Here is a 12,409-nt window from a genome sequence, read left to right as displayed (position 1 = left end):
ATAACAAGCTATTATTACCTGTATATAACACAGTTATTCGCCAAATACTCAGCAACGGCTCAGGTACGGATTTAGTGGTTTGTAATAAAATCGGGTAGCGTGCAGGTGACCGTCAGCCGATTGGGCATATCCTGGAATCTCGCCTGCTTCCACAAAACCGATAGATTCATATAGCTTATTGGAAGGATCGCCTACCCGTGTATCCAGCACCAGCAGCGTTCTGCCCTGACGCAGCGCCTCCTCTTCCGCAGCCTGCATCAGTTGACGCGCAATCCCAAACCTACGCCCGGACGGATCCACCATAAGCTTCGCAATTTCCGCACGGTGAGTTGCGTTGGCCTTTGTAGCCAAATGGAGCTGCACAGTCCCAACAGGCACGCCGTCCTTCTCCGCAATCCACAGGACTACACCATCCTGAAGGACGCTATTCCAATAAGCTGCCGCTTCCTGATAAGCTAATGGCGGTAAAAATCCTATGGAGGCGCCGTCCGCCACTACGTCGATCAACAGCCGGGTCAGTGTATCTGTCAGTGCATCGTTCAGAGCTTGAACGGGATAGACTATAATTTCATTAGACATTGCGATCCCTCCCGGTGATTGTTGATAACAATAATAAAGAAAGTAAACCATCCTTTAAGGATCGCTTACTTTCCATAGCGTTACTTTAGTTTCTATACAATGCTTTATATTTCCTTACTGCTCTGCCATATAAAAGAACTCCCACAGATGCCCATCTATATCCTGAAAGCTCCATCCGTACATAAAGCCGTGATCCTGAGGTTCGTTCGAAGGCTTTCCGCCGGCTTCCAGAGCCTTGTGGACAATTTCGTCCACCTTTTCTCGACTCTCCACCGATAAGGCAACAATCGCTTCTGTTGTTTTCGTTGCATCCGAAATTTCTTTTGTAGTGAATGCTTTAAAACGCTCTTCAACCAGCAACATAACAAATATTTGCTCACTGACAATCATACAGGTTGCATGCTCATCGGTGAACTGCGCGTTAAATTCAAATCCGATTGCTGCGAAAAAATCAATGGACTGTTGCAGATTTTTTACTGGTAAATTCACAAAAATTTGTTTGGCTGTTACTGTCATGACGTTTCACCTCTTCATCAGTTATAAAATCAAATTTTTATGTTGCTTCTCCAACAAAAGATAACTTAACTACCGCAGAAAGTCAATCAATCTGACATTTCAATCATTATACTACTGTTCCCAATTCAACTTATCCAGAGTTCGAGATAATACAGCCGCTGCTTCTGCCCTCGTCACCGATGTAGTTGGAGCAAAACGGCCTTTCCCGTCTCCCTTCATAATGCCCACGCTGGACAGTGTATTGACAGCCGGAGCTGCCCATGTAGAAATGGCTTGTGCATCTGATAATGACGCTGAGACACTTCCTGCCGCTGTATCTTCCGCAGTCCCGGCGAAGCGCAGGACTCGCTCTACAATCACAGCCAGCTCCTCCCTCGATACCGGAGCATCAGGTCTGAAGCTGCCGTCTGCATAGCCATTGATCAGTCCAGCAGCGGCTGCGGTACGCACCGAATCCGCATACCACAATTCCGGCTGCACATCGTCAAAGCCCTTCACCGTGCGATCTGAATGCTCCAGTCCAAGCGTACGAACCAGCAGCATAGCCAGCTCCGAGCGTTGTACCTGACCATTCGGCTCAAAGCGTACGTTCGATAAACCCATCTCACCAGTCTCATTCGCGGTGGACGCTGACTGATTTGCCCCTGCCACAATCAGACGCGTAGCCAAGCGTGTAATGTCCTGCTCCGCCCAATGACCGGAAATATCGCTGAACGATCTGCTTACATTAGTTTCCCCGCCATCCAGCACAACATAGGTTCCACCCGAACGTCCATACACAGTCAGTTCCTCACCAGAAACGGTAAACGGAACCGGATGATAGGACAACTGTCCGGCTTGGTTGATGGATACCTTCACTACAGCAAGTTGACCCATATCTACCGTTGCGGGAACACGTAGAAGATAACGTTCATACCCTTTATCGGAATTACCGCTACCTGCCAACGACTGCTTGCGTCCATTTTCGCTTCGTAACTCCGCCACAACATCAACAGCTCGCACCAGCTTGCGCCCTGCTGGAATATCTGTGCGTTTAGCCAATCCTTCGTTCGGCGTAACCGTAAAGCTCAAGGAAATCTGTTTTACAGGCACCTGCCAGGTGTCAGCCAGCTTTTGAACAGACAAACGACCTGTTGCTACTTCATAGCCTCCCTGTGGCGTTTCTACTCGCAGGGTGTGAATACGGTCATTCAAGACGGCACCCAAAGCATCTTCATTTAGATTCACTTCAAATAGCTTAACATCCGCTTGCTCCCCTGCACGGACTACGAGCGTACCGTTCGCCCCGTTCCGAATCGCATTTTGTATGTCAGCGGCTGGTACCTGTGCGACTGCTCTTTTCAGTCCGTTTTGCTCTGTTACTATGGACTTGGCTTGCACCACATTAACGTCTGACGAACCGTTACCATTCTGCCCACTATTCGCAGTCTCACCCTGTCCGTTATTCGTCGTTCCACTCGCGTTACCGCTACTATTGTTCCCGATGTTGTTGCTGACATTGCTCTCCTGCTGATCATCGTCATCATCTTTATTCCGACCACTCTCGTCATCTGTTGGCGGTTCCCCTATTTGGCGTGGCAAGCCAATTTGAGCAACCAATGGATCATGATCACTTACCCGCCCGTCCGCCGCGCTAAAATCCGCATTGATATGAACAATATCCAGCACGGATGATTCACTTATGGACGGACTGACCAGCAAATGATCCAGTGTTTGCGAATTCCCCTCATAAATATACGAATATCGTTCCTTCTCATCCAGCTTATCTACCAGATTCGTCAATTCCTGTCCCCGGACCAAAGCGAGCGTTTCGGAAAATTGAAAATCATTTAAATCTCCCAATACGACGATATTCGCCTGATGATTTTGAGCCAGCACCGACTTCACAAAACCATTCACAATCGTTGCGATCTTCGCCCTTTGTATTTCGCTGCTTCGTACGGGTGGCTGAATCCCTCCGAATGGTGCCTGATCGCCCCCTTTGGAATTAAAATGGTTCGCGATCACAGTCACCTGCTGACCGTCAAACTCAAATTCAGCGGCCAACGGCTTGCGTGAGTATTCAAATGCCGCATTCAGCGGATCAATACGACCGGGATTGAGAGAAAGCCCCTGCTCTCCATAGGTCACCGATGTAACCGAATCTCCCTTCGACTTATCCGTCAGCGTGACACGTTGCGGATTGTAGAGAAATCCGACCCGAATATTGCCGCCGGGAGCGCCGCCATCCTTATTATTTTCAGGTGCTATATCTGTAAAAGCATACTCCGGCCCTCCATAAGCACGAATCGCCTCAATCAGCACCCGAAAGCTTTCCGAAGCATCTGTGGTGCCGTCATCCTTCTCGCCGTTATTGTCCTGAACCTCCAACAGCCCTACGATATCCGGGTGGTTCAAATTCACGGCGATGGCCTGTCCGAGCTGATCAATCCGTTTTCCGTCACCAGGATCGAAATTTTCCACGTTAAAGGAAGCGACCGTCAGCTTATGATCATCCTGCACCAGACGTGTGTTGGCTGGCTGGAGAGCCCCTGACACAATATCCGGCAGACGCTCAGGCAACAGCTTGAAATTACTAAAGCTGTAGCTCACAATTCCCGTGATGGGACCCGCAAAACGATCTCCTGTTTTCAACGGAACCGCGGGCTTGGCGTCGATCAAAATCCGCTGCGGATTCAGACTTGCTTCAGTCAGCATCAATCCCCCTGCTTCAGTCAATACCTCGCCTGTGTCCGTCCCGTTATCAATCCTGACCGGAATTTCATAACCATAAGGACCGATTACACGCGCACCTCTCAACTCAACACGCATGGCCTCCAGACTTTCAAAATAGTCCAAACCATCCTCCTGCGGATCGAACACCGTCATTCCGTCATTATCCACAACAGATGTCGGCATCACACGCCCCTCTTTTCCAAGCAAAATCGGAGACGGCAGTGGACGGTCCTTGGCGATCACCGAAACCGAAGAAGCTACAATTTCCGTGGTCGTCAGGTCTACCGGCTTGCTGGCGTAGGTTCTTTCTGTATATTCCTTCACAGAGCCGCTTACCCATACCTCATCCCCAACCTGCACACCGCTGCTAGGCTTGTACACTAAAATGGCCTCGGATGTTTTTTCATCCTGATCCACCTTATCGTCCGCCTCCTGGATAAAGAAGCTGCTTCCCTTCACCATCGTCACAATTCCTTCGACATCCGTTACCTTTTGCCCCTCATAAGGTGAACGATGAGCTGCTCCCTGTATATCATGGATACGGAGCTTACCCGGCACATAGACATCTGCATATACACTTGCCCCCACAGTCGTGGGTGATGATTGCACCTCCGTATCTACTAAAGATGCAGGTTCTGCTGAAGCTTTTCCACCAGACAGTAGCCCCGGATCTCCCCCCGACAGCACAAGTACCACACTGAGCCATGCGATCCCAAATCTTTTTAATTTCTTGAGTAACGTTACTGCTATGTATTCTTGTTTCATCAAAAGACGCGCTCCTCCCAATTTCAGATATGATCACGCTTACAATATATATTCCATGTTTAAACATAGCATAAAATAGTCAAACCAGTACCTGAATTATGTAAAATGAATGCTTCCCGCCGTAGCATAATCAGATCAAATTATTGTAAACTTGTTCTAATACAGAAAAAGGTGGCACACACGCTATGGAGCACTTGCTTAACGATCAGGTTAAAAACATTCAAATCAGCGGCATTCGCAAGATTGCCAATAAAGTTGCCGCATTGCCCGGAACCCTATCCTTAACGATTGGACAGCCGGATTTCCCTACCCCTCCGCATATTATGGAAGCCGCCCACCAGGCGATTAACGAAGGACGCACCTCCTATACGCCAAATCCGGGACTACCCGAACTGCGGGAAGCGGCAGCAGCGTTTGTATCCCATAAATACGGACTGAATTACCGTGGACAGGATGAGGTTATCGTAACAAATGGAGCCAGCGAAGCGCTGGATATTGCCCTGCGTACCATTTTGTCACCCGGTGATGAGGTGATTTTGCCTGTGCCCATCTACCCCGGATACGAGCCATTGATCCGCTTGTCAGGTGGCGTGCCAGTGCTGGCTGACACCCGTAACAGCGGCTTTAAGCTGACCGCTGAGGTGCTGAAGCCGTATTTGACTGAACGGACGAAAGCCGTCATCCTCGGATATCCTTCAAACCCAACCGGACGAGTGATGAGCCGCGAAGAGCTGGAAGCCGTCGCAGATTTGTTGAGAGACCGTGATCTGTTTATCATTTCAGATGAGATATACAGCGAACTGATTTACGATGCGTCACACGTGTCTATTGCTGCCCTTCCAGGCATGCGGGAACGCACCATCGTCATCAACGGCCTATCCAAATCGCACTCCATGACGGGCTGGCGGATTGGTTTTACGCTTGCACCCGCTGCAATTACACAGCATATGGTCAAGGTTCATCAGTACAATGTGACCTGTGCCAGCTCGATCAGCCAATATGCTGCACTGGAAGCCTTGACCGTCGGTGTCGACGATGCACTTCCGATGCGCGAGGAATACCGCAAGCGCCGTGACTATGTACATGGAAGGCTAACCGACATGGGCATTCCACTTGAAAAGCCCGAGGGAGCCTTTTATCTATTCCCTTCCATCGCCCATTTTGGCTTAAGCTCGATGGATTTCACCCTGAAACTACTGGAAGAGCATGGAGTAGCTGTCGTGCCGGGAGATGCCTTTTCCTCCTATGGCGAAGGGTACATTCGGTTGTCCTATGCTTATGGACAGGATGTGCTGGAACAGGGATTGGATAAAATAGAGATGTTTGTTAAAGGAATTGTGGGGAGTTAAGGTGGGAGGAAGCGCTTCGCGGTCCATTTGATCTTCCGATCGCTGTTGCAGGGGGATTCTTCAGATTCAAATGGCCCGCTTCGCTTACTGCCCGCCTTAAAGTCCCCTCAAATCTCTAACATGTGTGTGGAGTAAGGGGAAAAGAAGTACAATACTCACCGCTTTGCGTGGTGAGTATACATAAACAGGGCCTTGAATCACCTGTACGGGTGATTCAAGGCCCTGTTCGTTCTCCGACTACTCCCCCACCATCGGCGTGGGGATTCACTCGTGCTAGCTTTAAGCACGGCGCAGCGGAGGGGGCGGAATGGTGCTGGACAAGCATAAGCGGTCGCCTTTAAATTCCGATTTTCACCTTTAGACTTCAAATCAAAAAATCGGAATTTAACAGCGATGGGAAGCACCATCCGCCCCCGCAGCGGCCTCTAAAGCTCAAGCCTGAATCCACGCGCCCCCACCACTCTCTTATTTTAAATGCATTTTGAATTGCAGGAACAATTCATTGTAATGAGCCAGCATACGCTTGCCGAGGTTGTTGTAGACCTCCAGCTTATCTGTAATCTCAGATGGAGGATAGAAGCGCTCGTCACCGGATATATCCTCGGGCAACAGCTTCTTTCCATCCTCGTTAGGTGTGGAATAGCCTACAAATTCGGCATTTTGGGCGGCTACATCGGGCTGCATCATAAAATTGATGAACTTATGGGCCGCGTCCACATGGGTAGCCGTTTTCGGGATAACCATGTTATCAAACCACAGGTTGGAGCCTTCATCCGGCACGATGTAATCCAGCTTGTCGTTCTCATCCATGATTTCGGACGCATCACCGGACCATACAACACCAGCAGCAGCTTCCTCGTTTGCCAGCAGCATTTTAATCTCGTCACCGACAACGGCCTTGACATTGGGCGCTAATTTCTCTAGCTTCGCTAAAGCTTGCTGCAAATGCGCCTCATTCGTGTCGTTCAAGGAATAGTGAAGGCTGTTCAGTGACATACCCACGACTTCCCTCGCACCATCGACCAGCAGGAGGTTGTTACGCAGCTTTGGATTCCACAGACCATCCCAGCTATGAAAATCAATGCCCTTCGTTAGCTCCGGGTTGAACACAATCCCAACCGTACCCCAAAAATACGGCACAGAGTATTGGTTTTTCGGGTCAAACGAAAGGTTCAGAAAATGAGCATCCACATGCTTCAAATTCGACAGCTTGCTGTGATCCAGCGGGAGCAACAGGTGCTCCTGCTTCATTTTAGCCAGAGCATACTCCGAAGGAACCGCTACATCAAACGATGTTCCTCCCTGCTCAATTTTCGTCAGCATCGCCTCATTGGAGTCAAACGTCTGATAAATGACCGTAATCCCCGTCTCCTTCTGGAACCTTTCCAGCAGATCAGGGTCGATATAGTCTCCCCAGTTGTAGACCGTCAGCGTATTGCCACCGGAATAGCCTTGACTGGAATTGAGCCATGCCGCCACCCCCATCAAACCGAACGAGATGATAAAAATCGACAGAAACACGCGCACAAGCGACTTCATCTAGGTACCCCCATTTCCGCCGCAGGCTCCTTTTTCCCATTCCGGTTGGCCTTGCGCATAATAAAGTAGTAACCCACCACCAATAGCACGGTAAACAGGAAAATGAGCGTGGACAGCGCATTAATGGACAGGGAAACCCCTTGGCGGGCACGCGAGTAAATTTCCACCGATAAGGTCGAATAGCCGCTGCCTGTCACAAAAAAGGTCACCGCAAAATCGTCCAGCGAGTACGTTAACGCCATAAAGAAGCCCGCGTAAATCCCCGGCTTGATAAAAGGTAAAATGACCTTGGTCAGCACATCCATCCGGCTGGCACCCAAATCCCGGGCCGCATCCACCAGAGATGGACTCATTTCCTGAAGTCGCGGCAAAATCATAATGACCGCAATCGGCACACTAAATGCAACATGGGACAGCAACACCGAGTAAAAACCCAGCTTGATCCCGACCATCGTGAACAAAATGAGGAAGGATGCGCCAATAATGACATCCGGGTTCACGATCAACACATTGTTGAGCGACAAGAGTGTATTTCTGACCCGACGGTTCTGCATCTGGTGAATAGCCAACGCTCCCATGATGCCAATAATCGTGGCCAGCGCAGACGATAGCAATGCAATGACCAAGGTATTTATGACAATGATGATCAAGCGAGTGTCAGCAAACACCTCTTTGTAGTATTGGAGCGTAAACCCTTCAAATTCGTGCATCGTCCCGCCACTATTGAACGAATAATACATCAAGTACAAAATAGGTGCATACAACACAAGAAAGACAAGCACCAAATAAATATTCCCGAATCGGTTTTTATTTGCCATGCCGCACCCTCCGTTTCGTACCCGAGGTAATCAGCATAATGATTGCCATCGCCAAAATCAGGAACACCGCAACCGTAGAGCCCATACCCCAATCCTGTGTGACCAGAAAATGCTGCTCAATCGCCGTTCCCAGTGTAATAACACGGTTGCCCGCAATCAGACGGGTAATCATAAATAGCGACAGCGCCGGGATGAATACCGCCATACACCCGGATCGCACACCAGATAGCGTTAATGGGAAAATAACCCGGCGAAACGCCGTCCACTTGGAAGCGCCCAGATCACGCGCGGCGTCCAGCAGTGAAGGGTTCAACCCTTCCAGCGCGTTGTAGATGGGCAAGATCATAAACGGGACAAAAATATAAACCGATACAAACACAAAGCTGGAGCTGGTAAACAATAATTGCTGACCACCCAATCCAACCAAGCCCAACACAGCATTCACCGGACCATAAGTACCAAAAATCCCGATAAAAGCATATGTTTTAAGCAGTAAGTTAATCCACGTCGGCAAAATAATGAGCAACAGCCACAGTTGTTTATGCTTGGTTCGGGTCAGCAAATACGCCGCCGGATAAGCCACTAACAGCGAACATACTGTAATCAACAGCGCATACCAAAACGAGCTAAGCGTCATGCTCAAATAGACAGGTGTCAGAAATTGTGCATAGTTGCTGAACGTGAAATGACCGTCTACATCAAATAGCGAATAGTAAAACACAAGCACGACCGGGGCCGCCACGAACAGCACAATCCATAAATAGTAAGGCAGCAGATACGCTGCTCTCGTATTACCGGACATGCTGCTCCACCTCTTCATAGGCCTCCAGACGCCGATCAAATTCTTCCTCTGTTTCCCCGAACCGCATCACATGGATCGCTTCCGGGTCAAAATGTAAGCCGATTTCACTGCCTAGCTCCGCCTTTTTGGTAGAATGCACCAGCCACTCCTGACCGGAATCGTCATAGCAGCTAATTTCGTAGTGAACACCGCGGAACAGTTGGGTATCGACCTTCACACGCAGCTTACCTTCAGTAACACTGGTAATCTCCAAATCCTCTGGTCGAATTACAATTTCAATCGGTTCGTTCGGACGCAATCCTCCATCGACACATTCAAACTGTCGACCGTTAAACTCCACCTGATAATCCGCGATCATTCGTCCTGGCACAATGTTGGATTCCCCGATAAAATCAGCAACAAACCGATTGATCGGTTCATCATAAATATCATTCGGCGTACCGCTCTGCTCGATCTTTCCTTTATTCATAACAAAAATTTCGTCCGACATCGCCAGCGCTTCCTCTTGATCATGCGTAACGAAAATAAAGGTGATCCCAAGACGCTGCTGCATTTCACGCAAAATGTACTGCATTTCTGTCCGCAGCTTTAAATCCAGTGCAGACAGCGGCTCATCCAGCAGCAGAACATCCGGCTCATTAACGATGGCCCGTGCAATGGCGACACGCTGGCGTTGCCCTCCGGACATCTCAGAAATTTCCCGTTCGTCGTAGCCCTCCAGATTGACAAAGGACAATGCCTGTGCAACCTTCTCCTGAATGGCCTTTTTGTTCATCTTTTTGATTCTCAGACCGAAAGCCACATTTTCAAACACATTCAGATGTGGAAATAAGGCATAGTCCTGAAAAACCGTATTGACCTGCCGTTCGTTGGCTGGAACACGATTAATCAGCTTGTCATTCAAATAAATCGAGCCTTCCGTCGGCTCTGCAAAACCCGCAATCATACGCAAAATTGTCGTTTTACCGCAGCCGGAGGGCCCCAGCAGCGTATAGAATTTGCCACGCTCAATCTCAAAGCTGACATCAGCCAGCACCGGTGGATCGTTGTCATATTGCTTGGTCACCCGTTCGAATCGGATGATGGTTTGCTCTCCCATAACACCCTCCCTCAACATTCGACTTCATTCCATTTCATTCACTACATTAAACATATTTATTCAGAGCCTATCATTGAACCTTGAGATTTCCATGTAAAATAGTCTGTCAGCACACGAATCGCCACCCCAATGGCTTCCTCCGCAGGCTCCAGCTTGGCATGGTGCAGACCATAAGGCGTATCAACGCCAAGCCAGAACATTAGCCCCGGAATCCGCTCCAGAAAATATCCGAAGTCCTCTCCAGTCATCGCTTCCGCACATTCAATGAGCTGTACATCCTGCCGTTCACGGACCCAGTTCATAAATTCCTCTGTCACCTTGGCTTCATTGAACACTTGCAAATAATTTGAGCCATAATGAATTTCTGCATGGCATTCAAACCCAGCTTCAACACCGCGCACCAGCGCTTCAATCCGTGATTTAACCAGTGTCATCGTATCGGCAGATAACGTGCGAATGGTGCCCTCCAAACGGGCTGTTTCAGCAATAATGTTCTGCTTCGTACCGCCGCTGACCTTGCCAATCGTAATGACCGCTGAATCCAGCGGGTTCACATTACGCGCTACAACCGTTTGCAATTGTCCAACCAACTGACAGGCCGCCACCACCATATCATTAGCTTTGTGCGGATATGCCGCATGTCCGCCTGTACCCTTTAGATCAATAAACAGCTCTGATGTATTGGCAAACAAAATGCCGGGGCGAGTTGCAATCGTACCCACCGGATACTCCGGTGCAACATGCAGTGCCACAATTTCATCTGGCATCCAGTCTGCCAGCTCGCTGCTGTCCCGCATCGGCAACGCTCCGCCCGGTCCTTCCTCGGCGGGTTGAAATATCACAACCAGATCGTCCTTGATCGGGTGGTTTGCAAAGTGAGAAACAATCCCCAATCCAATCGTCATATGTAAATCATGACCGCAAGCATGCATGTAGCCGGGATGGGTCGAACGGAAATCATAGCCCGTCTCTTCCACAATTGGCAAACCATCCATATCGCAGCGATATCCATATCGACGTGCAGGAGCCGTTCCATGAATCAACACCAGTACGCCAGTACGCCATGTACGTATGTCCAGATGCTCCTGGGGGAGCGTTGCCAAATAATTCAGCAGATATTGCTGTGTTTTAAATTCCTCAAAACCTGGCTCGGGAATTTGATGCAAATCCCTTCGTATTTGAACAAAAGAAAGATAATCGACCGTGCTCATTCCGCTGATCCGCCTCCTTTTCCTAACTTATCAGGTTTATCAGACAAAAGAACAAAAGGACAAAAGCCCGGCGCAGCCGCCGAGCCTTGTCCGTTGTGCTTCGTCCCTAAATTGTGCTGTCAATGTATCATGCCACTGACAAGGAATCGTTCACCTTTTGCGCATTTAAAAACTCTTCTTTTCAATCTTACAGAACGCGCAGGTCTTTCAAGATTTCAGTTTTCGATTTGGTCTTATCGTCGACCTGTTTGATCACGCGTGCAGGTGTACCAGCAACTACGGAGTATTCAGGTACATCTTCGGTTACGACAGCTCCGGCTGCAACGACTGCACCTTTACCGATTCGCACGCCTTCCAATACGACCGCGTTCGCACCGATCAATACATCGTCTTCTACGATAACTGGCTGTGCAGATGGAGGCTCAATAACACCCGCAAGGACCACGCCTGCACCGATGTGGCACATGTTACCTACTTTAACGCGACCGCCCAGTACAGCATTCATATCAATCATCGTGCCTTCACCAATCGTAACGCCGATGTTAATCACTGCGCCCATCATAATGACTGCGTTGTTACCGATGCCAACCATATCACGAATATATGCGCCTGGCTCAATACGAGCATTGATACCCTTCAGGTCGAGCATAGGAACAGCAGAGTTGCGGCGGTCATTTTCCACCACATAGTCTTCTTCTTTAGCGTTTGCGCTATCCAGTACAGGCTTGATGTCGGCCCAATCGCCAAATACAACACCACTGTCTCCAGAAATAAAAGCTTGGACATTCTCGCCAAATGATGCGGAAGCCAAAGCTCCTTTTACATATACTTTAACAGGCGTCTTTTTCTTGCTGTTTTTAATCACGTTGATGACTTCTTGTGTATTCATTTCGATAGACATAGTAAATCTAACAACTCCTTCATCGCTTCATACGACTTCGCAAGCCGGAATGATCTTATTCTCTCATCCTTTATAGCACAAAAGTGCAGGTCTCGCAATTACAGATTAGATATCC

At 49.0% G+C, this 12,409-nt stretch carries 10 protein-coding genes; 1 reads left to right on the top strand and 9 read right to left on the bottom strand.

The features are described from left to right. Positions 1–48: 48 nt before the first annotated feature. From ACQ4MX_RS23890 to ACQ4MX_RS23880, 3 genes are all read right to left on the bottom strand, one after another. Positions 49–579 carry a GNAT family N-acetyltransferase gene (locus ACQ4MX_RS23890; protein ID WP_431087700.1) on the bottom strand — a complete coding sequence of 177 codons (531 nt, stop codon included), beginning with the start codon at positions 577–579 and terminating at the stop codon, positions 49–51. A gap of 114 nt (positions 580–693) precedes the next feature. Then, positions 694–1,095 carry a VOC family protein gene (locus ACQ4MX_RS23885; RefSeq protein ID WP_431087698.1) on the bottom strand — a complete coding sequence of 134 codons (402 nt, stop codon included), beginning with the start codon at positions 1,093–1,095 and terminating at the stop codon, positions 694–696. Positions 1,096–1,206: 111 nt separating this feature from the next. Continuing rightward, positions 1,207–4,575 (bottom strand): S-layer homology domain-containing protein, encoded by a 3,369-nt coding sequence (locus tag ACQ4MX_RS23880; RefSeq protein WP_431091400.1) that lies wholly within the window; start codon positions 4,573–4,575, stop codon positions 1,207–1,209. Positions 4,576–4,760: 185 nt separating this feature from the next. Here ACQ4MX_RS23880 and ACQ4MX_RS23875 point away from each other — a divergent pair, with 185 nt between their 5' ends. Next, positions 4,761–5,924, top strand: coding sequence for an aminotransferase A (locus ACQ4MX_RS23875; RefSeq protein WP_431087697.1), 1,164 nt, complete (start codon positions 4,761–4,763; stop codon positions 5,922–5,924). Between the two features lie 465 nt (positions 5,925–6,389). Here the strand turns inward: ACQ4MX_RS23875 and ACQ4MX_RS23870 are convergent, their stop codons facing one another. The 6 genes from ACQ4MX_RS23870 to dapD form a co-directional block, all read right to left on the bottom strand. Then, a complete protein-coding gene (locus ACQ4MX_RS23870) occupies positions 6,390–7,463 on the bottom strand; it encodes an ABC transporter substrate-binding protein (protein WP_431087696.1) in 1,074 nt (357 codons plus the stop codon). Continuing rightward, positions 7,460–8,281 carry an ABC transporter permease gene (locus tag ACQ4MX_RS23865; protein ID WP_431087695.1) on the bottom strand — a complete coding sequence of 274 codons (822 nt, stop codon included), beginning with the start codon at positions 8,279–8,281 and terminating at the stop codon, positions 7,460–7,462. Before ACQ4MX_RS23865 ends, ACQ4MX_RS23870 begins: the two co-directional genes overlap by 4 nt. Continuing rightward, positions 8,271–9,083 (bottom strand): ABC transporter permease, encoded by an 813-nt coding sequence (locus tag ACQ4MX_RS23860; protein ID WP_431087693.1) that lies wholly within the window; start codon positions 9,081–9,083, stop codon positions 8,271–8,273. The genes ACQ4MX_RS23865 and ACQ4MX_RS23860 overlap by 11 nt, the downstream gene beginning before the upstream one ends. Next, on the bottom strand, positions 9,073–10,182 hold the full coding sequence (locus tag ACQ4MX_RS23855) for an ABC transporter ATP-binding protein (RefSeq protein WP_431087692.1): 1,110 nt from the start codon (positions 10,180–10,182) through the stop codon (positions 9,073–9,075). Before ACQ4MX_RS23855 ends, ACQ4MX_RS23860 begins: the two co-directional genes overlap by 11 nt. 56 nt (positions 10,183–10,238) lie before the next feature. After that, positions 10,239–11,393 (bottom strand): N-acetyldiaminopimelate deacetylase, encoded by a 1,155-nt coding sequence (locus ACQ4MX_RS23850; RefSeq protein WP_431087691.1) that lies wholly within the window; start codon positions 11,391–11,393, stop codon positions 10,239–10,241. A 187-nt stretch (positions 11,394–11,580) separates the two neighbouring features. After that, positions 11,581–12,294, bottom strand: a complete 714-nt coding sequence (gene dapD / locus ACQ4MX_RS23845) for a 2,3,4,5-tetrahydropyridine-2,6-dicarboxylate N-acetyltransferase (protein ID WP_014282615.1) — start codon at positions 12,292–12,294, stop codon at positions 11,581–11,583. Positions 12,295–12,409: the final 115 nt, after the last annotated feature.

The organism is Paenibacillus sp. 8b26, assembly GCF_050626875.1.
Taxonomy (GTDB): domain Bacteria; phylum Bacillota; class Bacilli; order Paenibacillales; family Paenibacillaceae; genus Paenibacillus.
Note: the sequence above shows the minus strand (reverse complement) of the source record. Positions and strands in the feature narration are given on the sequence as shown.

What these genes read in the sequence shown, in the direction of transcription:
- ACQ4MX_RS23890 (WP_431087700.1), bottom strand. Translation starts at nt 579, where the DNA reads ATGTCTAATGAAATTATAGTCTATCCCGTTCAAGCTCTGAACGATGCA.
- ACQ4MX_RS23885 (WP_431087698.1), bottom strand. Translation starts at nt 1,095, where the DNA reads ATGACAGTAACAGCCAAACAAATTTTTGTGAATTTACCAGTAAAAAAT.
- ACQ4MX_RS23880 (WP_431091400.1), bottom strand. Translation starts at nt 4,575, where the DNA reads ATGAAACAAGAATACATAGCAGTAACGTTACTCAAGAAATTAAAAAGA.
- ACQ4MX_RS23875 (WP_431087697.1), top strand. Translation starts at nt 4,761, where the DNA reads ATGGAGCACTTGCTTAACGATCAGGTTAAAAACATTCAAATCAGCGGC.
- ACQ4MX_RS23870 (WP_431087696.1), bottom strand. Translation starts at nt 7,463, where the DNA reads ATGAAGTCGCTTGTGCGCGTGTTTCTGTCGATTTTTATCATCTCGTTC.
- ACQ4MX_RS23865 (WP_431087695.1), bottom strand. Translation starts at nt 8,281, where the DNA reads ATGGCAAATAAAAACCGATTCGGGAATATTTATTTGGTGCTTGTCTTT.
- ACQ4MX_RS23860 (WP_431087693.1), bottom strand. Translation starts at nt 9,083, where the DNA reads ATGTCCGGTAATACGAGAGCAGCGTATCTGCTGCCTTACTATTTATGG.
- ACQ4MX_RS23855 (WP_431087692.1), bottom strand. Translation starts at nt 10,182, where the DNA reads ATGGGAGAGCAAACCATCATCCGATTCGAACGGGTGACCAAGCAATAT.
- ACQ4MX_RS23850 (WP_431087691.1), bottom strand. Translation starts at nt 11,393, where the DNA reads ATGAGCACGGTCGATTATCTTTCTTTTGTTCAAATACGAAGGGATTTG.
- dapD (WP_014282615.1), bottom strand. Translation starts at nt 12,294, where the DNA reads ATGTCTATCGAAATGAATACACAAGAAGTCATCAACGTGATTAAAAAC.